A 22,036-nucleotide genomic window follows, 5' to 3' on the forward strand; every position below is an offset into this window, starting at 1 on the left:
CGTATCGTCGAAGTGTTTCATGAGGGGAATGGCCCGATGTCAAAGCAGATTGCGCTGGTGCTCGGTTCCGGTGGCGCGCGGGGTTACGCGCATATCGGCGTGATCGAGGAGATCGAACGGCGCGGCTACGAGATCGTCTGCATCGCCGGCTGCTCGATGGGCTCGGTGATCGGCGGTATCTACGCCGCCGGCAAGCTGGACGAGTACCGCGACTGGGTGGAGAGCCTGGACTACCTGGACGTGCTGCGCCTGCTCGACGTGAGCTTCCGCCTCGGCGCCATCCGCGGCGAGCGGGTATTTGGCAAGATCCACGAAATTCTCGGCGAGATCGACATCGAAGACCTGCCGATCCCCTATACCGCGGTGGCCACCGACCTCACCAACCAGCATGAAGTCTGGTTCCAGGAAGGCTGCCTGCACCAGGCCATGCGCGCCTCGGCGGCGATTCCGAGCCTGTTCACCCCGGTCATGCAGGGCAGCCGCATGCTGGTGGACGGCGGCCTGCTCAACCCGCTGCCGATCGTCCCGGTGGTCTCGACCCATGCCGACCTGATCGTCGCGGTCAACCTCAACGCCACCAACCAGCGCCAGTATTCGCTGCCGGTGATCGAGCGCCCGCCCGCGCTCAAGGGCCGCTTCGACGCGGTGATCGGCAGCCTGAGCAGCAAGCTGAGTTTCTTCCGCCGCCAGGGCAACGACGCCGAGTCGCCGCCGGAACTGCTGCCCGAGGCCCTGCTCCACCCGGTACCGGACAGCGCCGAGGACCCGGCCCTACCGGAGATAGGGCAGCCACTGGCCGCCGCGGCCCGGAACGGGAGCTCGGCCACCGGCACCCGGGTGATCGACAGCAGCAGCCCGGCCTCGCTGCTGGAGCTGGTCAACCAGAGCTTCGAGGTGATGCAGACGTCGCTGGCGCAATACAAGATCGCCGGTTACCCGCCGGACGTCCTGATCAACGTGCCCAAGCGCGTGTGTCGTTTCTTCGAGTTCTACAAGGCCCCGGAACTCATCGCCCTCGGCCGGCAGATCGCCAGCGATACGCTGGACCGGTATGAGGAGGAGAATTCCTGATCGCGGCGAGAGCGGCGTTGGGCGGTTCGCGAGCGAGCTCGCTCCTACGAAGAGCGAAGAGCGCACCGGCCCGACCTGCTTGCTCGCGAACTGTGGCTGATCGCGGACGCAGTCCGCTCCTGCGGGGTGCATCGCTTTCGTAGGAGCGGAGCTTCTCCGCGATGCTTTTTGTCTTTCGGGATTAGGTGTTTCTGCGCCGCCTCGGCGTGCGCTGAGAGATTGGGTTTCGCCCTCCCGGGCGAGTCCCTTTTGGGGCCCCAAAAGGAACCAAAAGGGCCCGTCCCGACATCCGGGTCTTCGCTTCGCTCAGACTGCCCTCCTTCCGGTATCGCTCCGAGGGTCGGCTTGCAAGGGCCGTCCCTGGCCCTTCAAGCCTCTCGCGGCATCCATGCCGCTCGCCCCTCTGCGCAATACCTCCACTCGGCCTCCTGACGGGACTCTGCGCGCGCCTGCGATTTCGGTGTAACGGGAAGAGCGGCGGCTGAAGGATTTGCACGTCGTAGGATGGCGTGGAGCGAAGCGATACCCATCGGTGAATAACGCTGCGCATTATCCATCTACGAAGAGCATCGCGGACAAGGTCCGCTCCTACAGGACAGGGAAAGCGCGGCGCCCACCTGCGGGAGCGGCCCGTGGGCGCGGATCGCGGGCAGGATCGCGGGGCGATCAGCCCTCGCGCAAGCGATAACCGACGCCGGCCTCGGTGACGATGAAGCGCGGGCTGGCCGGGTCGTCGGCGAGTTTCTGCCGCAGGTGGCCGACCACCACGCGCAGGTAATGGGTGTCTTCGGTGTGGGTCGGGCCCCAGATGTCCTTGAGCAGTTGCTGCTGGGTGACCACCCGGCCAAGATGGCGGGCCAGGGTCGAGAGCACCGCGTATTCCTTGCGGGTCAGCGCCACTTCGGCGTCGTCCAGCAGCACGCGGCGGTAGGAGAAATCGACGCTCAGCGGGCCGACCCGGACCAGCGCCTCCTGGCCCTCGCCGCTGGCGCCCTGGCGCAGCAGCACGCGGATGCGGGCGAGGAATTCCTGGATGCCGAAGGGCTTGGTCACGTAGTCGTTGGCGCCGCTGTCCAGCGCCAGCACCTTCTCGCTCTCGCTGGCACGCACCGAAAGCACCAGCACCGGCACCTGCGACCACTCGCGCAGTTCGCGCAGCACGTCCTGGCCGTCCTTGTCCGGCAGGCCGAGGTCGAGCACCACCAGGTCCGGGCGGCCCAGCGCGGCCTGGGCCAGGCCTTCCTCGCCGGTGCCGGCTTCCAGCACCTTGTAGCCGCCGGCGCTGAGGCTGATGCGGAGGAACTTGCGGATCTGCGGTTCGTCGTCGACGACCAGGATGGTGGCGGCGCTGGCGTTCATCGGGGAGCTGGGCTGGCTGTCAGGGCCGCCCAGCTTGAGCCTTTCAGCTGACGGCATCAAGTTGCTCCAGGTCCGGCTGCTGCTGCAGCGGCAGGTGCAGCACGAGGGTGGTGCCGCGCCCGTCGATGCCGTCCTCGACGGTGATCCGCCCGCCGTGGGCGCCGACCATACCCTGGCAGATCGCCAGGCCCAGGCCGGTGCCCTGCCCGCCGCGATCGCCACGGGCGGCGGTGTAGAACATGTCGAAGATCTTCTCCCGCTCCGCCAGCGGAATCCCCGGCCCCTCGTCGCTGACCGAGAAGCGCAGTTCGCCGTCGCCGGTCTCCACCGCGATGCGCAGGCGGCCCTGGGGCGGCGAGAAGCGCGCGGCGTTTTCCAGCACGTTGACCAGCGCCTGCTCGATCAGCGCGGCGTGCACGTAGAGCAGCGGCAGGTCTGGCGGCACGCGGGTTTCCACGCGGTACGGGGCGACCACCGCGCGCAGGCGGTTGAGCGCGCTGCCGACGATGTCGCCGGGCGCCACCCAGTCGCGCGAGAGCTTCAGGCCGCCGTGGCCCAGGCGGGTCATGTCCAGCAGGTTCTGGATGTAGCGGTCCAGGCGCTCGGCTTCGTCGCGGGTGCCTTCCAGCAGCTCGCGGCGATCCGCCGGCGGAATCGCATCGCCCAGGGCCAACAGGCTGTCGATGGAGCCGCGCATGGAGGTCAGCGGGGTGCGCAGGTCGTGGCTGACCGAGGCCAGCAGTGCGCTGCGCAGCTGCTCGGTTTCGCCGTGCAGGCGGGCGGCTTCCAGGTCTTCGGCCAGCCGCGCGCGGGCCAGGGCCTGGGCCAGCGGCTGGCCGAGGGCGGCGAGCAGGCGGCGGCGCGAGCCGGGCAGCGGCTGGCCGTCGCGCGGGCTGACGCCGAGCAGCGCCAGCGGCCCCTCCTCGCCCGCCAGCGGCCACCACCACCAGCGCCCGCCCGGCAGGGTGCCGGTGCCCAGCCCGGCGGGCTGGTTGTGCTGCCAGGACCAGTCGGCGGCGGCGCGTTCCTGGTCGTCCAGCGGGCGGTTCAGGCCGCCCTCCACCTTCCACTCGCCGTGGGTCTGGCCGAGCAGGCAGACGTCCAGCCCTTCCCAGCCGCCCAGTTGCTGCGCGGCGGCGGCCATCACCGCCTGGCGGTCGGTGGCGGCGGTGAGCTTGCGCGACAGTTCGAGCATCTGGCTGGTCTCTTCCTGGGTGTCGCGCAGGGCCTGCAACTGCCGGCGCTGGCGGGCGGCGAGGTTGCCGGTGAGGCCGGCCATGAGCAGGAAGAACAGCAGGGTCAGCACGTCCTCCTCGCGCTGGATGGCGAAGGAGAAGTACGGCGGGATGAACAGGAAGTCGTAGACCAGGAACGACAGCACGGCGCAGGCCAGCGCCGGCCCCAGGCTGCTGCGCACCGCCACCAGCAGCACGGCGGCGAGGAACACCAGGGAGATGTTGGGCAGTTCCAGGGTCCGGGCCACCACCCAGGCCAGGAGGCTGGCGCCGGCGGCGGCGAGCGCCGCCAGCAGGTAGTCGCCCCAGGGCCAGGGCATGCGCGGGTGCGCCTGGCGCGGCGCCAGGTCGGCTTCGCTGTCGAGCACGCTGATTTCCAGCCCGGCGCCCAGGCGCAGCAGGCGTGCCGCCAGGCCGCCGCCGAACAGCCGGCGGTGCCAGCGCTGCCGCGAGCGGCCCACCAGCAGCAGGCTGGCGCGGCGTTCCCGGGCATGTTCGATCAGGGTGCGCACGACTTCGCCGCCGCGCAGTTCCACCACGTCGCCGCCCAGGCGCTCGGCCAGTTGCTGGGCGCTCTGCAACCGCATGCGCGACTCCTCGCTGCGCGCCTCGCCGGTGTCGACGTGGACCAGCGACCAGGGCAGGTGCCGGCGCTCGGCCACGCGGCAGGCGTGACGCACCAGGCGCTCGGCGTTCTGCTCGCCGTCCACCCCGACCAGCAGGCGCCCGCGCACCGCCGGGGCCTCGCCGCCCTGCTGGCGGTAGCGATGGGCGAGGTCGGCGTCGACCCGCGCCGCCGCCGTCTGCATGGCCAGCTCGCGCAGGGCGGTGAGGTTGGTCTGGCTGAAGAAGGCGTCGATGGCGGCGCGCGCCTGTTCGGGCACGTAGACCTTGCCTTCGCGCAGGCGCTCCAGCAGCTCGCGCGGCGGCAGGTCGACCAGCAGCAGTTCGTAGGCTTCCTGCAATACCCAGTCGGGCACCGTCTCGCGCACCAGCACGCCGGTGATGTCGCGTACCTGGTCGTTGAGGCTTTCCAGGTGCTGCACGTTGACCGTGGTGTAGACGTCGATGCCGGCCGCGAGCAGCTCCTGGATGTCCTGCCAGCGCTTGGCGTGGCGGCTGCCGGGGGCGTTGCTGTGGGCCAGCTCGTCGACCAGCGCCAGTTGCGGCGGGTCGGCGAGCAGGCCGTCGAGGTCCATTTCCACCAGCTGGATGCCGCGGTACTCGGAGCGCTTGAGCGCCTGCTGCGGCAGGCCGGCGAGCAGCGCCTCGGTCTCGGCGCGGCCGTGGGTCTCGACGATGCCGACGCGCAGGTTCACGCCCTGGCGCAGCTGGGTTTGCGCGGCGAGCAGCATGGCGTAGGTCTTGCCGACCCCCGGCGCCGCGCCGAGGAACACTTTCAGGCGGCCGCGGCCCATGCTCGGCAGGTCGGCAAGCAGGGCGTCGGCGCGGTTGGGGTCGGTCATGTGGCTATCCTCGGAGCGCTTCTGGCGCTCGCTTCATGTCATCTGGAGTGAGCCGGCAAAGCCCCTCACCCCTGCCCTCTCCCGAAGGGGGAGGGGGTTGTCCGAGGCGCGCAGGAAACATCGTCCCACGGCCCGGACCGCATTGGCGCTGGAGTCTAGCGAGGCAGACCGGCCAGGGCCATGTTCAGCGCCAGCACGTTGACCACGGCGGGGCCGACCAGCGGGCGCTGCGTGTTGGCTTCCACCAGCTTCTCCAGGCTGGCCGCCGGCACGCCGCGCTCCAGGGCGATGCGCGGCACCTGGTACAGCGCGGCCTGGGGCGGCAGCTGCGGGTCGAGGCCGCTGCCGGAGGTGGTGACCAGCGCCAGCGGCACCGGCTGGGCGCCGACGCGCTGGGCGGCGGCGTCCTTGGCGATGCGTTCGGCCAGCGCCGGGTTGCCGGGCGCGAGGTTGCTGGCGCTGCTGGAGACGGTGGCGAAGTCGCCGGCCGAGGGGCGCGGGTGGAACCACTGGGCGCCGTCGAACTTCTGCGCGATCAGCGCCGAGCCGCGCACGTTGCCCTGCTCGTCGCGGACCAGGCTGCCGTTGGCCTGGTCGTGGAAGGCCACCTGGGCGATGGCGGTGACGGCCAGCGGATAGGCGACGCCGGTGACCAGGCTGAGCAGGGCCAGCGAGGCGATGGCGGGACGGAGGTGTTTGAGCATTTTCGGTGTTCCTCTGTTGGGTTCGGAGCGTCCGGCGGAATCGAAGCCGGGCCTTACCTGTAGGAGCGAGCTTGCTCGCGAACCAGCTTCCCGGTCGCTCCGGCGTTGGGCGGTTCGCGAGCAAGCTCGCTCCTACGAAAAGCAGCCGTCGTCAGGCCAGACCGATGGCCACCAGCAGCATGTCGATCAGCTTGATCCCCACGAAGGGCGCGACGATGCCGCCCACGCCGTAGATCAGCAGGTTGCGCCGCAGCAGGTGCGAGGCGTCGGTGGCCTGCACGCGCACGCCGCGCAGGGCCAGGGGGATCAGCGCGACGATGATCAGCGCGTTGAACACGATGGCCGAGAGGATCGCGCTCTGCGGGCTGGCCAGCTTCATCACGTTGAGCACGCCCAGCTGCGGGTAGATGCCGGCGAACAGCGCGGGGAGGATGGCGAAGTACTTGGCCACGTCGTTGGCCACCGAGAAGGTGGTCAGCGCGCCGCGGGTCACCAGCAGTTCCTTGCCCACCTGCACCACGTCCAGCAGCTTGGTCGGGTCGCTGTCCAGGTCGACCAGGTTGGCGGCCTCGCGGGCGGCCTGGGTGCCGTCGTTCATCGCCATGCCGACGTCGGCCTGGGCCAGTGCGGGGGCGTCGTTGGCGCCGTCGCCGCACATGGCGACCATGCGCCCCTCGCCCTGCTCCTGGCGGATGCGCGCCAGCTTCTTCTCCGGCGTGGCCTCGGCAATCACGTCGTCCACCCCCGCCTCGGCGGCGATGGCGGCGGCGGTCAGCGGGTTGTCGCCGGTCACCATCACGGTGCGGATGCCCATCCGGCGCAGCTCGGCGAAACGCTCGCGGATGCCCGGCTTGACCACATCCTTGAGGTGGATGGCGCCCAGCAGCCTGCCGTCGGCCACCACCAGCAGCGGCGTACCGCCGCTCTGGGCGATGCGCTCGATCTCCTTGGCCAGGCTGTCCGGCATCTGCGTGCGGTCCATGCCGACGAAGGCCAGCGCGGCGTCGACCGCGCCCTTGCGGTAGACGTGGCCGTCGAAGTCGATGCCCGACAGGCGCGTCTCGGCGCTGAAGGCGATCGGCGTCACGCGGTTGCGCTCCGGCTCCGCCAGGACGATCTGCGCGCGGAGGAACTCTACAATGGACTTGCCCTCAGGGGTGTCGTCGGCCAGCGAGGCGAGGAAGGCGCCCTCGGCCAGCTCCAGCGGCTGCACGCCGGGGGCGGTGTGCAGCGCGCTGCAGCGGCGGTTGCCGAAGGTGATGGTGCCGGTCTTGTCGAGCATCAGCACGTGCACGTCGCCCGCCGCTTCCACCGCGCGGCCGGACTTGGCGATCACGTTCAGGCGCACCAGGCGGTCCATGCCGGCGATGCCGATGGCCGAGAGCAGGCCGCCGATGGTGGTGGGGATCAGGGTCACCAGCAGCGCCACCAGGAACACCAGCGGCAGGTTGCCGCCGGAGAACAGGGCGAAGGGCTTCAGGGTGACGACCACCAGCAGGAAGATCAGGGTCAGGCCGATCAGCAGGATGTCCAGCGCCACTTCGTTGGGCGTCTTCTGCCGCTTGGCGCCTTCCACCAGGGCGATCATGCGGTCGAGGGTGGACTCGCCGGGGTTGGCGGTGATCTTCACCAGCAGCCAGTCGGAGACCAGCCGGGTGTTGCCGGTGACGGCCGAGCGGTCGCCGCCGGATTCGCGGATCACTGGCGCGGATTCGCCGGTGATGGCGGACTCGTTGACCGCCGCCACGCCCTCGATCACCTCGCCGTCGCCGGGGATCAGCTCGCCGGCCTCGACGCGCACCACGTCGCCCTTGCGCAGGCTGCTGGCGGCGACTTTCTCGAAGCTGCCGCCGGCACTGCGGCGCATGGCCTGCAGGCCCTGGGCGCCGGCCTTCAGGCTATCGGCGCGGGCCTTGCCGCGGCCCTCGGCGAGGGCCTCGGCGAAGTTGGCGAAGAGCACGGTGAACCACAGCCAGACGGCGATCTGCACGGCCACGAAGGTCGGCACCGAGTCGCCGCCGACCACGCACAGCACGGTGGTCAGCACGGCGGTCAGGGCCACCACCAGCATCACCGGCGAGCGTTGCAGCTGGCGCGGGTCGAGCTTGGCGAAGGACTGCACCAGCGCCGGCTTCCACAGGGCGGAGAAGGCGGTGCTCGGGCGTTTTTCGGTGCCTCTCGACGGGTTCTTCAGGGCGAGATCCTGGGTACGCGCATTCATTGCGAAAGCTCCTCAGAAGCCAAGCGTCAGGTGATCGGCCACCGGGCCAAGCACCAGCGTCGGCAGGAAGTTCAGGCCGCCCACCAGCAGGATGGTGGCGGTGAGCAGGCTGACGAACAGCAGGCCGTGGGTGGGGAAGCTGTTCGGTCCGACCGGGGTGGCCTTCTTCGCCGCCAGGCTGCCGGCAATCGCCAGCACCGGGAGGATGTAGCCGAAGCGGCCGATCAGCATGGCCAGGGCGATCATCAGGTTGTGGAACGGGGTGTTGGCGCCGAAGCCGGCAAAGGCCGAACCGTTGTTCGCCGAGCCCGAGGTGTAGGCGTAGAGCAACTGGCTCAAGCCGTGCGGGCCGGGGTTGGTGACCGCGGCGGCCGGGCCCGGCAGGCTGGCGGCGATGGCGCCGAGCACCAGCACGCCCACCGGCATCACCAGCAGGGTCGCCACCAGCAGACGGACTTCCCGCGCCTCCAGCTTCTTGCCGAGGTATTCCGGGGTGCGGCCGACCATCAGCCCGGCGAGGAACACGGCGATCAGGACGAACAGCAGCATGCCGTAGAGCCCGGCGCCGACACCGCCGAAGATCACTTCGCCGACCATCATGTTGATCATCGCGACCATGCCCGACAGCGGGTTGAGGCTGTCATGCATGGTGTTCACCGAGCCGTTGGAGGCGGCCGTGGTGGTCACCGCCCAGAGCACGCTGGCGGTGGTGCCGAAGCGGCTTTCCTTGCCTTCCAGCGGCGCGACCTGCTCCACCGGCAGCGCGCTGAGCGCCGGGTTCGGCTGGTACTCGGCCCACAGCGACACGCCAAGGCCCAGGGCGAACAGCACCAGCATGCAGCCGAGGATGGCGCGGCTCTGGCGCAGGTCCTTGACGTAGTGGCCGAAGGTGAACACCAGCGCGGCGGGGATCAGGATGATCGACGCCACCTCGAACAGGTTGCTCCAAATGGTCGGGTTCTCGAACGGGTGCGCCGAGTTCACGCCGAAGAAGCCGCCGCCGTTGGTGCCCAGCTGCTTGACGGCGATCTGGCTGGCGGCCGGGCCGAGCGGGATGGACTGGTCGCTGCCCTGCAGGGTCAGCGCGTGGGCGTAGTCCAGGAAGGTCTGCGGCACGCCCTGCCAGACCAGCAGCAGCGCCAGCAGCAGGCACAGCGGGATCAGCCCGTAGAGAGTGGCGCGGGTCAGGTCGACCCAGAAGTTGCCCAGGTCGTTGGTCGACTTGCGCGCGATGCCGCGGGCCAGCGCCACCAGCACCGCCAGGCCGACGGCGGGGCTGACGAAGTTCTGCACGGTCAGGCCGAGCATCTGGCTCAGGTAGCTCAGCGACGCCTCGCCGCTGTAGGCCTGCCAGTTGGTGTTGGTGACGAAGCTCACCGCGGTGTTGAACGCCAGGGTCCATTCCAGGCCCGGCAGCTTCTGCGGGTTGAGCGGCAACGCGCCCTGCAGCATGAGGATGGCGAACAGCAACGCCAGCCCCGCCAGGTTGAAGACCAGCAGCGCGACGGTGTAGCCCTTCCAGTCCTGCTGGACCTCCGGGTCGATGCCGCAGGCGCGGTAGATCAGCCGTTCCACTGGCAGGAAGAGCGGACTGAGGAAGGTGCGCTGTCCTTCCATCACCTTGTAGTAGAAACGCCCGAGGAACGGCGCCGGCACCAGCACCAGCGCCAGAAAGGCGACGATCAGCAATACGTCATGGCTGTTCATGGCCACTCCTAGGAACGGTCGGCGCGCAGCAGCGCCACCAGCAGATAGATGAACAGTCCCGTGGCCAGGACCAGGGACACTCCGTCGAGCACGCTCATGGCTTCTTTCTCCTTCATGCGGGCTTGCCGCTTGATGGAAATTTTCCGCAAGGACGGCGTAAAGGAGCGATTCCCGAGGCCCCGGCGGGACATAAAGATTGTGTAAAAAGCCACGCGGCACGGCGCCCGGAACCCGCTTTGCGAAGCCTTTACGGCGCCGCTCCCGAGCTCGCCGGCGCGGCAGATGCCCCGCGTTTGCAACCCTCCCCGGGCATGTCCTAGGCTTGGGCTCCATCAATTCATCCGATGATTGGATGTTTCCATGACCAGTTCCCTGCAGAAGCGCTCGCTGGTGGACATCGCCCTCGAGCAGATCCGCTCGCGCATCGACGACGGCCGCTGGCCCCTCGGCCAGCGCCTGCCGCCGGAGCCCGAACTCGCCGAGACCCTCGGCATGAGCCGCAACACCGTGCGCGAAGCGGTGCGCGTGCTGACCTTCTCCGGCGTGCTGGAAGTGCGCCAGGGCGACGGCACCTACGTGCGCGCCCGCGCCAACCCGCTGGACGCCATGCTGGTGCTGGCGCGCAGCTCGGTCGAACAGGCCCTGGAAGCGCGCGGCATCATCGAGGTGGAAGCCAGCCGGCTGGCCGCCGGGCGCCGCAGCGAGGCGGACATCCTGGCCCTGCGCGAGGCCCTGGCAGCCTCCGCCGCCCGCCATGGCGGCGCGCTGGACGACTACATCGTCCACGACCTGGCCTTCCACCAGCGCGTGGTGGACAGCGCCCACAACCCGGTGCTCAGCGAGCTGTACCGCTACTTCTCCCAGGTGATCCGCGCCGGCCTGGAACGCACCATCGGCGACCCGGACCGCCCGCAGCCGAGCTTCGAGCTGCACCGCGAGCTGCTCGACGCCATCGAACGCGGCGATGCCGACGCCGCCGCCCGCGCCAACCGCGCGCTGCTGATCTGACGCCCCTTCCGCCGGATGCCCGCCATGTCCCTGCCCCAAGACCCACGCGACACCGAACACACGCCGTCCCGCCCCGCGCAGGCGCTGCTGGTCGACGCCGAAGCCAACGACGAACCGACGCCCCCGGCCCGCCCGCCGCGCACCTGGCTGCTGCTCCTGGGCCTGGTGCTGGTGGCGCTGAACCTGCGCCCGGCGCTGTCGAGCCTCGCCCCGCTGCTCAACAGCGTGCGCGACGGCACCGGCCTCTCGGCCTCCGCCGCCGGCCTGCTGACCACCCTGCCGGTGCTCTGCCTGGGCCTGTTCGCGCCGCTGGCGCCGGTGCTCGCCCGCCGCCTCGGCGCGGAGCGCACGGTGCTGCTGATCCTGCTCACCCTGGCCGCCGGCATCGTGCTGCGCAGCCTGTTCCCGGTGGCCGGGCTGTTCCTCGGCAGCCTGCTGGCCGGCGCCAGCATCGGCATCATCGGCGTGCTGCTGCCGGGCATCGTCAAGCGCGACTTCCCGCGCATCGCCGGGACCATGACCGGCGTCTACACCATGGCCCTGTGCCTGGGCGCGGCCACCGCCGCCGGCGCCAGCGTGCCGCTGGCCGGGCTGATGGGCGACAGCTGGCAGCTGGCGCTGGCCTTCTGGGCGCTGCCGGCCGTGCTCGCGGCGGCGATCTGGGCGCCGCAGACCCGGCAGAGGCACCACGCCCACCGCCCGATGTACAAGGTCAAGGGCCTGTGGCGCGAGCCGCTGGCCTGGCAGGTCACGCTGTACATGGGCCTGCAGTCGTCGCTGGCCTACATCGTCTTCGGCTGGGTGCCGTCGATCCTCATCGACCGCGGCCTGGGCGCGGTGGAGGCCGGGCTGGTGCTGTCCGGCTCGGTGATGGTGCAGCTGTTCAGCGCCCTGGCCGCCCCCTGGCTGGCCACCCGCGGCCGCGACCAGCGGGTGGCGGTGGTGATCGTCATGGGCCTGAGCCTGGCCGGCCTGCTCGGGCTGCTCTACGCGCCGCTCTCCGGGATATGGGGCTGGGCGGTGGTGCTCGGCCTCGGCCAGGGCGCCGCCTTCAGCATCGCGCTGGCGCTGATCGTCCTGCGCTCGCCGGACGCCCACGTCGCCTCCAACCTCTCCGGCATGGCCCAGGGCGTGGGCTACACCCTCGCGGCCTGCGGGCCCTTCCTGGTCGGCGTGGTGCACGACGTCACCGGCGGCTGGGGAGCGACCGGGGTGATCTTCGTGGTGGTGGCGGCGGCCGGCATCGTCTCCGGCCTGGGCGCCGGGCGCGACCGGCTGGTGCAGGTGAAGAGCGAGCACGTCTGAGGTGCTTTTCGTAGGAGCGGAGCTTCTCCGCGATGCTCTTGAGCAGGGCTGACATTTCGCGGACAAGGTCCGCTCCTACGAGAGCGCCAGCGCTGCGCTCCGCTCCAGCTCTGGCTCTGGCTCTGGCTCCGGCTCCAGCTCTGGCTCTAGGACTTCCAGAGAAACCTCCGAGCGCACCGGAGCGCCCCTTCAGGAGGCCGAGTGGAATCGGAGTTTCAGGGGTCGAGCGACATGGATGTCGCGAGAGCGTTGTCGGGCCAGGGATGGCCCGTCAACGCGGGCCCCTGAAACTCCGATGGAGCGAGGAAATTTTTCGCCTAAGCGAAAAACCGGATGCAGGGGCACAGACCTTTGCCTCCTTTGGGTCGTTTGCCAAAGGAGGTCGCCCGAGGGGGCGAAACAAGAAGTCCCCGCGCACGCCGAAGCGGCGCAGAAACACCCAAGCAGAAAGCATCGCGGACAGAGTCCGCTCCTACGACGCCTGACGCCACAAGCGAACGGCCCGCACACGGCGCCACACCACGCCGGCCAGGCCACGCCGCACCCCGCCATCAAACCGCCGGCGGCGACCGGTCCGAACTGTCGATCCAGACACTGATCAGGTTGTACATCACCGCCAGCAGCACCGGCCCGAGGAACAATCCGATAAAGCCGAAGCTGAGCAACCCGCCCAGCACCCCCAGCAGCACCACCACCAGCGGCAGGTTGCCGCCACGGCTGATCAGGTAGGGCTTGAGGATATTGTCCACCCCGCTGATCACGAAGAACCCCCAGGTCGCCATGAACACCGCGTAGCCGTAGCTCTCCCGGTAGAACAGCCAGACCGCCACCGGCCCCCAGATCAGCGGCGGGACCATCAGCAGGCTGGAGACGAAGGTCAGCATCCCCAGCACGAATGCCCCCGGCACGCCGGCGATGAGGAAGCCGATGGTGGCCAGCACCGCCTGCGCGACGGCGGTGCCGATCACGCCGTTGACCACGCGCTGCACGGTGCCGGCGATCAGGTCCATGTACTGCGAGGCCGCATTGCCGATCAGCCGTTGCAGCATCGAGTGGGCGAAGGACTGCAGGCGCAGGCCGTCGCGGTAGAAGAAGAAGATCAGCACCAGGCTCAGCACCAGCTCGAAGATCCCCGTGCCGAGCTTGGCGCTGCGCGCCAGCGCCCAGTTGCCGATCTGGCCCATGTACGGCTTGAGCGCGGAGAACATCGCCACACCCTGCTGGTCGGCCTGGTACCACCAGCCGACCAGGCGATCGCCGATCAGCGGCGCGCGGGCCATCCATTCCGGCGGCGGCGGCAGGCCGGAGACCTGCAGGTTCTTCACCAGTTCGACGCCCTCGCGCACCCGGTCCACCAGGCCGAAACCCAGCCACACCAGCGGCAGGGCCACCAGCACGATCCAACAGAGGGTGAGCAGCCCGGCGGCGGCGGAGGCCCGGCCTCCCAGCAGCTGGGTGAGCAGGCGCATCAGCGGCCAGCTGGCGAAGGCCAGCACGGCGGCCCAGACCAGCGCCGACCAGAACGGCAGCAGCACCCAGACACTGGCGGCGAGCAGGCCCAGCAGCAGCACGCGCAGCAGCAGGCGATCATTGTCGAACATCGGAACTCCCGGTCATCGAATACGGTAAGGCGCCCTTTGCAGAGCGCCCGCCTTCAGCGTAGGTGAATCAGCGCAGCCAGGTCAGGTGCAGGCCGTCGCCCTCGTCCTTGCCCTGCTGCAGGCGCGCATCGCGCACGCCCTGGGCGGCCAGCGCGGCGCGCCAGGCGCCGGCATGCTGGCCGGCCAGCTCGACGCGCACGCCGGTGTCCAGGCGCAGGGTGCGCACCAGCAGGTCGAGCCAGGCACCGCCGGGCTGCGGCGGCACGTGGCTGAGGGTCAGCTCGCCGTTGTCCTTGAGCAGGCGCAGCAGCGTGGACGGGCTGGGCAGCAGCTCGCCGAGGGCGGCGGCGCTGTCCAGCTGTTCGGCGTGCAGGTAGGCGCGGCGGTTGCCGCGGGTGATGGTGTAGACCGCCAGCAGGCTGTGATCGCGGGGCGTGGCGAGGCGCACCAGCAGGTAGGCCTGCTGCTCGTCCGGGCCGTAGAGCTTGGCGTTGCCGAACACCGCGTTGGCCAGCAGGTTGCTGGAGCCGCAGTCGCGGCCCTCGCACCAGAACAGCGGCGTGGCGTTGGCCTTGAGCAGGTCCTTGCGCGCGGCGGAGAAGGCGCTCTGGCTGGAGTCTTCGTCGGGCAGGCGGTAGGTCACGGCGGTCAGGCCGCCGACCGCGCGCACCTCCCCTTCCATGCGCAGGCGCCCGCTGATGCGGCTGATCGGGCCTTGCGGGTAGGTGCGCTCCTGGTTGGCCGCCTGGTTGAAATCGACGATCTCCGCCCGCGGGAAGCGCGGCAGGATGTCCAGGTCGTGGCTGTCGGGCAGGTCGGCGGCGAAACCGCCGGCGCTGGCGGCGAGCAGGCCGCCGAAGACGAGGGAGTGCAGGAGCCGAGGCATCCGGGGGCGCGGCGCGGCGGCCTGGAAAGTCCCTTTGCAGCACGGGCGCGCGGCGGTTTGGATGTCGAGCATGCACAATCTCCCTGAAACGATCCGTGCAGACTCGCGGCAGGCCCCGGTTTAGTCAAGCTGCGGGGTGTTACGGGGTGTCCAGCAGGAAGGGCCGGAACACCGCCGCCACCGCCTCGGCGCCGGCCTCGTCGTCCAGGTGCAGGTGGTGCTGGCCGGGCAGCTCGACGACCTCGAAGGGCCGATCCCGGAGCAGCTCGCGGGTCGCCGGCTCCACGCTCAGCAGGCCGTCCTTCGCCAGCACCAGGCTGGTCGGGCACTGGACAGACTGGACGAATTGCCGCGCGTGGGCGCGGGTCAGGCGCAGCGGCGACGGCAGGGTCAGGCGCGCGTCGGTGCGCCAGGTGTAGCCGCCGGGCACCGGCACCAGGCCCCGGGAGGCCAGCAGTTCCGCCGCCTCGCGGCTGACCGCGCCGACGCCCTTCATGCGCGCTTCCACCGCGCGGTCGATGGCCGCATACACCGGCTTGCGCTTGTTCGGCAGCGCCAGTTGCGCGCGCAGCGCCTCGCCGAGCTTCTGCGGCGAAGTGTCCGGCTCGCCGGTGTAGGGCACCAGGCCGTCGATCAGCGCCAGGCGCTCGATGCGCTCGGGCATGGCGCCGGCCAGCAGCACCGAGACGATGGCGCCCATGGAATGCCCGAGCAGCGAGAAGCGCTCCCAGCCCATCTGGTCGGCCACCATCAGCACGTCCAGGGCATAGTCCCACAGCAGGTAGCTGGCGCCCGGCGCGCGGTGCGCCGAGTGGCCGTGGCCGGCGAAGTCGAGGGCGAGGATGCGCAGGCCGGGCAGTTTCGGCGCCAGGCGGGCGAAGCTCATGGCGTTGTCCAGCCAGCCGTGCAGGGCGATCACCGGGCGGCCGTCTTCCGGGCCGAACAGGTGCGCGGCCAGCTCGATGTGCGGCAGGTTCAGGCGGATTTCCTGGACGTGGGCGGTCATGGCGGTTCCTTATTGGCTGGCGCGCTGTTGCCAGCGGGCGAAGACGGTCTTGAGCAGCGCGGCGGTGTCCTGCGGGCGCTCCAGCGGGAACATGTGCCCGCCCGGCAGCGACAGGTTCTCGCCCAGCGGAATGCGGCTGACCAGCCGTGCGTGATGCGGCAGCACCACCCGGCTGTGGCGGCCACGCACCATGGTCAGCGGCACCGCCAGTTGCTTGGGCCGGCCGGGGCTGGTGTGCGGGACGTTGCGGTAGATGCTGATTTCGGTGGCCGGATCGAACTTCAGCCGCAGCCCCTGCGCGGCGGCCGGCGCCAGGCCGTGGCGCACGTAGGCTTCCAGGCAGTCGCGGTCGAAGCGCTTGAACAGCGGCTTGCCGGCGAAATACTCCAGCGCCTCGGCGAAATCGCTGAAGTCCTCGCGGCGGCCCAGGGTGCGGCCGGCGGGCGTCAGGCGGTCGATGAAGCCGAAGCGCTTGGCGGCGCGGATCACCAGTTGGTCGGCCAGGGTCAGCAGGGGCGAATCGAGCATCACCACACCCCGGTACAGCTCCGGGCGACGCAGCGCCGCGTGGTAATGCAGCACGCCGCCGAGGGAATGGCCGACGCCCCAGACCGGCTCGTCGAGCGCCTCGAGGTGATGCAGCAGTTCCTCCACCAGGTTTTCCCAGTTGGCGTTGACCGGGAAGCGCGGGTCGTGGCCGTGCATGTCCAGCCGGTGGACCCGGTAATCCGGCTCCAGGGCATCGAACAGCTTGCCATAGGTGCCCGATGGGAAGCCGTTGGCGTGGGCGAAGAAAACCGCTTGGGACATACCGATGGACTCAGGAGGAATGACAGCCCGAATTTTCCGCCAGCACTGAGAGTGCGGCAATGACCCGCAGCCCCGCGAATGACGGCACTACGGCCAAAGTCCATGGCGCTCCGGCGGATTTGCCCTTTTATTGGCCGGCCATTTCCCGTGAAAGCGCCCCGGGCTGGACCCTTTCTCCAGCCCGGCACTAGCATCGCGCCATCTCACTCCAGGCGCAGATGCCATGACCGATGCCCCGCTGATTCCCGCACAGCCACGCCGGGCCGTGCTGCGCCTGTTGCCCTGGGCCCTGGCGGTGCTGCCGTTCCTGCTGCTGAGGCTGTGGATCAACGCCACCACGGGCAGCGACTGCGAGCCCGAATGGCTGGGAATCCCCCGGACCTACTGGGCACTGCTGGCGATCAGCTACGGCTTGCCGCTGTTGATGCTGCTATTTGCGCTGACCCAGTTGCCGGTCGCACTGAAGATACTGCGCCACGGCTATTTCCCGCCCCTGGACGCGGTGCGCTTCCGCGCCACCCGTGCCCGGCGCGGCCCGCTCGCCACCTTGCGCGGCGGCGTGCTACTGCTGATGCCGCTGGCGGCATTGGCCGCCGTTGCCTATGGGCACCAGCTGCATGGCGAGGTCATGCAGGGTCGAAGCGTCGCCGAGCTGAAGCAAGCGCTGCAGACGAACTGCCATCCCTGAGCGGCCGGCCCTCAGACCCAGTGCACCGCGTGGTTCACCACGCTGAACAGGATGCCGCCCGCCACCAGCAGGAACACCAGCGCGCAGGCGCCGTCGATCACCGGCACCGCGCGCAGCAGGCGCCGCTGCCACAGCGGCCGGGTCAGGGTCACGCTGAGCAGGCTGAACCAGGCGAAGCCGGTGACGAACAGCATCACCGCCACCGCGACCTTGCCCGGCACCGACATGTCCGCCGGGATCAGGCTGCTCAGCAGTGCGAGGAAGAACACCAGCGCCTTGGGGTTGAACAGGTTGGTCGCCAGCCCGCGCAGCCAGGGGCCGAGTTTCGACTCCGCCAGCTCGCCGTCGATCCGCCCTGCCCCGCCGGGCTTGCGCAGCGCCCGCAGCGCGCCGATCCCCAGCCAGCCGAGATAGCCCGCGCCCACCAGTTGCAGCGCGCCGAACAGCAGCGGCGAACGGTTGAGCAGCAGCGACACGCCGGTCAGCACCAGGGTGCCGTGGATCAGGATGCCGCAGGCCAGCCCCAGGGCGCTGAGCACGCCGGCGCGGCGGCCCTGGTGCAGGGCGGTGCGCACCACCAGCGCGACGTCCGGCCCGGGGCTGACCAGGGCGACGGCGAACACGGCGGTGAGCATGAGCAAGACGTGAACCTCCTGCATGGCGGGATTCTCCAGTGGCAAAGAAAACGGGATCTGGTTGGCGGATCAGCCCTGGCGCAATCGCGCGGGCGGCAAGCCGTAGGTGCGGCGGAACAGGCGGCTGAAGTGGGCCTGGTCGTAGAAGCCCAGGCTCAGGGCGATCTCCGACAGCGGCTGGCCCTTGATCACCCGGGGCAGCGCGCGCTCCAGGCGCAGCTGGGTCAGCCACTGGTGCGGCGGCAGCCCGCACTGGTGGCGGAAGCGGCGCAGCACCTGCCAGGGGCTGAGGTCGCAGAATCCGGCGATCTCCTCCAGCGTCGGCGGCATCTCCAGGCGCGACTCCAGCCACTCGCGCAGGCGCGCCCAGGTCAGCGCGTCGAAGCCCTGCCCCGGCTCGCGGATGCGCAGGCTGGAGGCGCGCTCCAGCAACGCGGCGAGCGCCTGCCAGAGCTGCCCTTCCTGCGCCAGCCGCTCGCCGCCGAGCAACAGGGCGTGGGCCTGCTGCAGTTCGGCCTGCAACTGCGGGTCGCGCAATTGCGCGGCGGTCAGGCGCGGCGCGCCCTGGCGGCCGTCGCTGAAGGCGCGGCAGGCGTCGTCCAGCCACTGCGGGTCGATGGACAACACGCGGATGCGGTAGCCCCCATCACCGTCGCTGGCGCCGTCGTGGATGCTCTCCGGGCTCATCAGCAGGATGTCACCGTTCCCGGCCAGCGAGCGCTCACCGCGATGGGTGTAGCGCTGGCAGCCGTCAAGCATCAGCCCGACGTGGTAGTCGAGATGAAAATGCCGGGGAAAGGCGAAACGGCGGTACTCGGCGTCGATGAACCGGACGCCGGGCAGGCCGCTGCTGTGGTGTTCGATGCGTTCCATGCGCCTACTGTAGCGGCGCGGGAATGGTGGGTCTTGGACAAAATTGCGAGGGAGGCCGAGTGGTACGGCCCAGCGTAGGAGCGGAAATCGCCCGGACTGCTGTTTGTAGGATGGCGTGGAGCGAAGCGATACCCATCGATCACGGCACCGGCAGCATGGGTATCGCTTCGCTCCACCCATCCTACGGCCCTGCAGCGGCGCGGGAATGGCGGGGCTGGGACAAAATGGCGAAGATGCCGGGCTGTACGGCCCACCTACGGATCCGGAAATCGCCTGGACCGCTGTTTGTAGGATGGCGTGGAGCGAAGCGATACCCATCGATCGCGGCACCGGCAGCATGGGTATCGCTTCGCTCCACCCATCCTACGGCCCTGCCATGGTGAGCAGTGATGCTCCCCGATCGCGGAGAAGCTCCGCTCCTACAAGGGCCGCGCCGGACTCGCCCCGTAGGAGCGGACCTTGTCCGCGAAATCCATCACGGAAAATCCGCGCCCCCAGGGGAAAGCCCCCGAGGTCAGCGCTCCAGCGGCACCACCGCCATGGTCAGCCGGGATATGCAGCTCGGCTTGCCGTCGTCCCCATGCAGGCGGATTTCCCAGACGTGGGTCGAGCGGCCGATGTGCACCGCCTTCGCCACCGCCGTCACCCGCCCGCTGCGCAGGCCGCGCAGGTGGTTGGCGTTCACCTCCAGGCCGACGCAGTAGTACCGGCTGGTGTCGAGGCACTGATAGCTGGCGGTGGAGCCGACGGTTTCCGCCAGCACCACCGAGGCGCCGCCATGCAACAGGCCGAAGGGCTGATGGGTGCGCGAATCCACCACCATGCTGGCGGTCAGCGAGTCGTCGTCGAACGCCTCGAAGCGGATATCCAGCACCTCGCCGATGGTGTTCTTCAGCTGCGCGTTGAGCCTTTCCAGATTGGGCATGGTGCGCCAGATCATTGCCTTTCCCCCTGTTCAGTCGTGCAAAAGTTCAGTCATGCCACTGCACCGCCTCGCGGCGCTCCGCCCATTCATTGAAACGCTGGCCGTAGGCGCCTTCCACCATGTTGCGCTTGATCTTCAGGGTCGGCGTGAGGAAGCCGTTGTCCACCGTCCAGACATCGCGCACCAGCACCAGGCCGGCCAGCCGCTCGTGCTTGTCGAGCACGGTGTTCACCTCCTCCAGCAGCGCCGTCAGGCTCTGCTCCAGTTCGCCGCGGGCGCCGTTGGCCGCTTCCTGCCGGCCCATCTCCGACAGCACGCAGAGCCCCAGGGGCGCGATCAGGCCCTCGCCGACCACGCAGATCTGCTCGATGCGCGAGTGCACGGCCAGGCGGTTCTCGATCGGCGCCGGCGCCACGTACTTGCCCTTGGCGGTCTTGAAGATTTCCTTGATCCGCCCGGTCAGGCGCAGGTTGCCGTCGGCGTCCTGCTCGCCCTTGTCGCCGGTGCGCAGGAAGCCGTCCTCGGTGAGGGTCTCGGCGGTGCGCTCATGGTCCTTGTAGTAGCCGAGCATGGTCGCGCCGCTGCGCACCTGCACCTCGCCCTCGTCGCTGATGCGCACTTCCACCCCGGGACTGTTGCGACCGATCCAGCCGGCCTTCTGCTCACCGAGCCGGCAGACGTGGGAATAGCCGCAGTTCTCGGTCATGCCGTAGACCTCCAGCAGGTTCAGGCCCAGGCGCCGGTACCAGTCGAGCAGCGCATCGGGCACCGGCGCGGCGCCGCACAGGGCATAGCGCACGGCATCCAGGCCGAGGCCGGCGAGCACCTTGCGGCCGACCAGGCGGCCGACGATGGGCAGGCGCAGCAGGCGGTCGAGCTTCTGCGCCGACATCTGCGCGTACACCCCCATCTGGAACTTGGTCCAGATGCGCGGCACGCCGAAGAACACCGTGGGCCGGGCGCGGCGCATGTCGGCGACGAAGGTGTCCAGGCTCTCGGCGAAGAAGACCGTCTGCCCGGCGTAGATCGACGCCATTTCCACGAACATGCGCTCGGCCACGTGGCACAGCGGCAGGTAGGACAGCAGGCGGTCCTGCTCGCCCACGCCGAACAGCTCCATGGCATGGCTGGCGGCGAAGGCGAAGTTGCCGAAGCTGTGCATCACGCCCTTGGGCATGCCGGTGGTGCCGGAGGTGTAGATGAGGGTGGCCAGGGTGGTGGCGTCGGGGCGCGGATCGTCGCGGATCGGCGAGCGCGCCTGGAGCTCGGCCCACGGGTGATCGAAGCGCCCCTGCGGATGCAGCGGCAGCGCCACGGTGGGCACGCCGTCGGGAATGCCGTCCGCCATCGCCGGCCAGTCGTCCAGCTTGCCGACGAAGGCCACCCGCGCCTCGGAGTGGCTCATCACCTGGCGCACGGAATCGGCGGTGAGGTTGGGGTACAGCGGCACGGACACATGGCCGGCCATCCAGATGGCGATGTCGGCGACTATCCAGTGCGCGCAGTTCTTGGAAATGATCGCCACGCGGCTTCCCGCCGGCAGCTCCAGGCCGCGCAGCCAGGCGGCGGCGCGCCGCGCCTGGTCGCCCACCTCGCCCCAGGTGAGCGTTTCCACCTCGCCGCCGCCCAGCGGCTGGACGAGGTAGCGCTTGTTCGGATGGTTCTTCTCGCGCTGATAGAACAGATCGAGCGGTAATCGGACTGCTTTAACCACGTGCCCCTCCTTTGTTGTTCTTTTTCAGAGGTGTAGCTCAGAGGTATAGCGATAGATCGACCAAGCACTTGCTTGGTCGAATATTCCATGCACGGACGCGGCAGACAAGACCGATCGTGTGAACTTTTGTAGGACGCATCGCACTTGGCGCATACAGCCGCTCTAGCGTGGGGCTGCGCGGGGCAATATCCAGCGGCGTCTTGCCCTGCGGCAGCACCTCGCGGGCAAAGTCGCACTACCCTTTCGTGAATACCAAGACGGATATCCACCATGCCGGAAGCCTTGCAGATCCCCCCGGGCCAGCTCGACCTGCTGCTGAACCTGCTGATCGCCACCGTCTGCGGCGGCCTGATCGGCCTCAACCGCGAGATGCACAACCGCCCCGCCGGCCTGCGCACCCACGCCCTCACCTCCCTGGCCGCCGCGCTGGCGGTGGGCATCATCCTGCAACTGCACCCGATCAGCCCCGACGCCGCCAGCCGGGTGGTCCAGGGCGTGCTGACCGGCATCGGCTTCATCGGCGCCGGGGTCATCGTCCACCACGAGCGCCGCTACCGCGTGGAAGGCCTGACCACCGCCGCCACCATCTGGATATCGTCGATGATCGGCATCGCCTGCGGCAGCGGCCACGCCGTCACGGCCGTCATCGGCGTGGTCCTGACCCTGCTGACCCTCAGCCTCGGCTCCTGGCTGGAACACCACATCGACGCACGCTTCCGCAAACCGCCACCCACGCTGACGGACGACGACGAAGCGCCGAAATGAACAAGGCCCCGCAAGGGGCCTTGTTCATGGGGCTCCTCTCTATTATGGAGAGGATAT

At 69.6% G+C, this 22,036-nt stretch carries 19 protein-coding genes; 5 read left to right on the forward strand and 14 right to left on the reverse strand.

All coding sequences use genetic code 11. The features are described from left to right. Positions 1-36: 36 nt before the first annotated feature. The gene (locus AC3B6A_RS17235; RefSeq protein ID WP_488398428.1) at positions 37-1,071 is read left to right on the forward strand and encodes a patatin-like phospholipase family protein; all 1,035 of its coding nucleotides are present in this window, start codon (positions 37-39) and stop codon (positions 1,069-1,071) included. A gap of 666 nt (positions 1,072-1,737) precedes the next feature. On the opposite strand, the gene AC3B6A_RS17240 is transcribed toward AC3B6A_RS17235, so the two are convergent. From AC3B6A_RS17240 to kdpF, 6 genes are all read right to left on the reverse strand, one after another. Next, the gene (locus AC3B6A_RS17240; RefSeq protein ID WP_488403628.1) at positions 1,738-2,430 is read right to left on the reverse strand and encodes a response regulator; all 693 of its coding nucleotides are present in this window, start codon (positions 2,428-2,430) and stop codon (positions 1,738-1,740) included. 43 nt (positions 2,431-2,473) lie between these two features. Continuing rightward, positions 2,474-5,131 carry a DUF4118 domain-containing protein gene (locus AC3B6A_RS17245; protein WP_488398429.1) on the reverse strand — a complete coding sequence of 886 codons (2,658 nt, stop codon included), beginning with the start codon at positions 5,129-5,131 and terminating at the stop codon, positions 2,474-2,476. 155 nt (positions 5,132-5,286) lie between these two features. Next, positions 5,287-5,835 (reverse strand): potassium-transporting ATPase subunit KdpC, encoded by a 549-nt coding sequence (gene kdpC, locus AC3B6A_RS17250; protein WP_488398430.1) that lies wholly within the window; start codon positions 5,833-5,835, stop codon positions 5,287-5,289. Between the two features lie 151 nt (positions 5,836-5,986). Continuing rightward, on the reverse strand, positions 5,987-8,056 hold the full coding sequence (kdpB, locus tag AC3B6A_RS17255; RefSeq protein WP_488398431.1) for a potassium-transporting ATPase subunit KdpB: 2,070 nt from the start codon (positions 8,054-8,056) through the stop codon (positions 5,987-5,989). Positions 8,057-8,068: 12 nt separating this feature from the next. Beyond that, on the reverse strand, positions 8,069-9,763 hold the full coding sequence (kdpA, locus tag AC3B6A_RS17260; RefSeq protein WP_488398432.1) for a potassium-transporting ATPase subunit KdpA: 1,695 nt from the start codon (positions 9,761-9,763) through the stop codon (positions 8,069-8,071). An 8-nt stretch (positions 9,764-9,771) separates the two neighbouring features. Continuing rightward, positions 9,772-9,861 carry a K(+)-transporting ATPase subunit F gene (kdpF, locus tag AC3B6A_RS17265; RefSeq protein WP_009618573.1) on the reverse strand — a complete coding sequence of 30 codons (90 nt, stop codon included), beginning with the start codon at positions 9,859-9,861 and terminating at the stop codon, positions 9,772-9,774. A gap of 262 nt (positions 9,862-10,123) precedes the next feature. On the opposite strand from kdpF, the gene AC3B6A_RS17270 reads away from it, so the two are divergent. Both AC3B6A_RS17270 and AC3B6A_RS17275 read left to right on the forward strand, forming a co-directional pair. Then, positions 10,124-10,771 (forward strand): FadR/GntR family transcriptional regulator, encoded by a 648-nt coding sequence (locus AC3B6A_RS17270; protein WP_488398433.1) that lies wholly within the window; start codon positions 10,124-10,126, stop codon positions 10,769-10,771. Positions 10,772-10,795: 24 nt separating this feature from the next. After that, the gene (locus tag AC3B6A_RS17275) at positions 10,796-12,076 is read left to right on the forward strand and encodes a CynX/NimT family MFS transporter (RefSeq protein WP_488398434.1); all 1,281 of its coding nucleotides are present in this window, start codon (positions 10,796-10,798) and stop codon (positions 12,074-12,076) included. 551 nt (positions 12,077-12,627) lie between these two features. Here AC3B6A_RS17275 and AC3B6A_RS17280 read toward each other — a convergent pair. From AC3B6A_RS17280 to AC3B6A_RS17295, 4 genes are all read right to left on the reverse strand, one after another. Then, positions 12,628-13,677: an AI-2E family transporter gene (locus AC3B6A_RS17280; RefSeq protein WP_488398435.1), complete on the reverse strand. Its 1,050-nt coding sequence runs from the start codon at positions 13,675-13,677 to the stop codon at positions 12,628-12,630. A 67-nt stretch (positions 13,678-13,744) separates the two neighbouring features. Next, entirely contained in the window at positions 13,745-14,635 is an 891-nt protein-coding gene (locus AC3B6A_RS17285; protein WP_488398436.1) for a DUF4892 domain-containing protein, read from the reverse strand. Positions 14,636-14,702: 67 nt separating this feature from the next. Next, positions 14,703-15,569, reverse strand: coding sequence for an alpha/beta hydrolase (locus AC3B6A_RS17290; RefSeq protein WP_488398437.1), 867 nt, complete (start codon positions 15,567-15,569; stop codon positions 14,703-14,705). Positions 15,570-15,578: 9 nt separating this feature from the next. Further along, entirely contained in the window at positions 15,579-16,379 is an 801-nt protein-coding gene (locus tag AC3B6A_RS17295; RefSeq protein WP_488398438.1) for an alpha/beta fold hydrolase, read from the reverse strand. Positions 16,380-16,602: 223 nt separating this feature from the next. On the opposite strand from AC3B6A_RS17295, the gene AC3B6A_RS17300 reads away from it, so the two are divergent. Next, on the forward strand, positions 16,603-17,067 hold the full coding sequence (locus AC3B6A_RS17300) for a hypothetical protein (protein WP_488398439.1): 465 nt from the start codon (positions 16,603-16,605) through the stop codon (positions 17,065-17,067). An 11-nt stretch (positions 17,068-17,078) separates the two neighbouring features. Here the strand turns inward: AC3B6A_RS17300 and AC3B6A_RS17305 are convergent, their stop codons facing one another. From AC3B6A_RS17305 to AC3B6A_RS17320, 4 genes are all read right to left on the reverse strand, one after another. Next, on the reverse strand, positions 17,079-17,726 hold the full coding sequence (locus AC3B6A_RS17305; RefSeq protein WP_488398440.1) for a LysE family translocator: 648 nt from the start codon (positions 17,724-17,726) through the stop codon (positions 17,079-17,081). 45 nt (positions 17,727-17,771) lie between these two features. Beyond that, positions 17,772-18,575 carry an AraC family transcriptional regulator gene (locus tag AC3B6A_RS17310; RefSeq protein WP_488398441.1) on the reverse strand — a complete coding sequence of 268 codons (804 nt, stop codon included), beginning with the start codon at positions 18,573-18,575 and terminating at the stop codon, positions 17,772-17,774. Positions 18,576-19,089: 514 nt separating this feature from the next. After that, positions 19,090-19,515: a hotdog fold thioesterase gene (locus AC3B6A_RS17315; protein WP_488398442.1), complete on the reverse strand. Its 426-nt coding sequence runs from the start codon at positions 19,513-19,515 to the stop codon at positions 19,090-19,092. A 31-nt stretch (positions 19,516-19,546) separates the two neighbouring features. Beyond that, positions 19,547-21,214, reverse strand: a complete 1,668-nt coding sequence (locus AC3B6A_RS17320; protein ID WP_488398443.1) for an AMP-binding protein — start codon at positions 21,212-21,214, stop codon at positions 19,547-19,549. Positions 21,215-21,484: 270 nt separating this feature from the next. On the opposite strand from AC3B6A_RS17320, the gene AC3B6A_RS17325 reads away from it, so the two are divergent. After that, the gene (locus tag AC3B6A_RS17325; protein WP_488398444.1) at positions 21,485-21,979 is read left to right on the forward strand and encodes an MgtC/SapB family protein; all 495 of its coding nucleotides are present in this window, start codon (positions 21,485-21,487) and stop codon (positions 21,977-21,979) included. Positions 21,980-22,036 lie beyond the last annotated feature (57 nt).

The organism is Pseudomonas sp. B12(2026), from assembly GCF_057767015.1.

Coding starts and splice junctions, on each gene's coding strand:
- AC3B6A_RS17235 (WP_488398428.1), top strand. CDS start 37: ATGTCAAAGCAGATTGCGCTGGTGCTCGGTTCCGGTGGCGCGCGGGGT.
- AC3B6A_RS17240 (WP_488403628.1), bottom strand. CDS start 2,430: ATGAACGCCAGCGCCGCCACCATCCTGGTCGTCGACGACGAACCGCAG.
- AC3B6A_RS17245 (WP_488398429.1), bottom strand. CDS start 5,131: ATGACCGACCCCAACCGCGCCGACGCCCTGCTTGCCGACCTGCCGAGC.
- kdpC (WP_488398430.1), bottom strand. CDS start 5,835: ATGCTCAAACACCTCCGTCCCGCCATCGCCTCGCTGGCCCTGCTCAGC.
- kdpB (WP_488398431.1), bottom strand. CDS start 8,056: ATGAATGCGCGTACCCAGGATCTCGCCCTGAAGAACCCGTCGAGAGGC.
- kdpA (WP_488398432.1), bottom strand. CDS start 9,763: ATGAACAGCCATGACGTATTGCTGATCGTCGCCTTTCTGGCGCTGGTG.
- kdpF (WP_009618573.1), bottom strand. CDS start 9,861: ATGAGCGTGCTCGACGGAGTGTCCCTGGTCCTGGCCACGGGACTGTTC.
- AC3B6A_RS17270 (WP_488398433.1), top strand. CDS start 10,124: ATGACCAGTTCCCTGCAGAAGCGCTCGCTGGTGGACATCGCCCTCGAG.
- AC3B6A_RS17275 (WP_488398434.1), top strand. CDS start 10,796: ATGTCCCTGCCCCAAGACCCACGCGACACCGAACACACGCCGTCCCGC.
- AC3B6A_RS17280 (WP_488398435.1), bottom strand. CDS start 13,677: ATGTTCGACAATGATCGCCTGCTGCTGCGCGTGCTGCTGCTGGGCCTG.
- AC3B6A_RS17285 (WP_488398436.1), bottom strand. CDS start 14,635: ATGCTCGACATCCAAACCGCCGCGCGCCCGTGCTGCAAAGGGACTTTC.
- AC3B6A_RS17290 (WP_488398437.1), bottom strand. CDS start 15,569: ATGACCGCCCACGTCCAGGAAATCCGCCTGAACCTGCCGCACATCGAG.
- AC3B6A_RS17295 (WP_488398438.1), bottom strand. CDS start 16,379: ATGTCCCAAGCGGTTTTCTTCGCCCACGCCAACGGCTTCCCATCGGGC.
- AC3B6A_RS17300 (WP_488398439.1), top strand. CDS start 16,603: ATGACCGATGCCCCGCTGATTCCCGCACAGCCACGCCGGGCCGTGCTG.
- AC3B6A_RS17305 (WP_488398440.1), bottom strand. CDS start 17,726: ATGCAGGAGGTTCACGTCTTGCTCATGCTCACCGCCGTGTTCGCCGTC.
- AC3B6A_RS17310 (WP_488398441.1), bottom strand. CDS start 18,575: ATGGAACGCATCGAACACCACAGCAGCGGCCTGCCCGGCGTCCGGTTC.
- AC3B6A_RS17315 (WP_488398442.1), bottom strand. CDS start 19,515: ATGATCTGGCGCACCATGCCCAATCTGGAAAGGCTCAACGCGCAGCTG.
- AC3B6A_RS17325 (WP_488398444.1), top strand. CDS start 21,485: ATGCCGGAAGCCTTGCAGATCCCCCCGGGCCAGCTCGACCTGCTGCTG.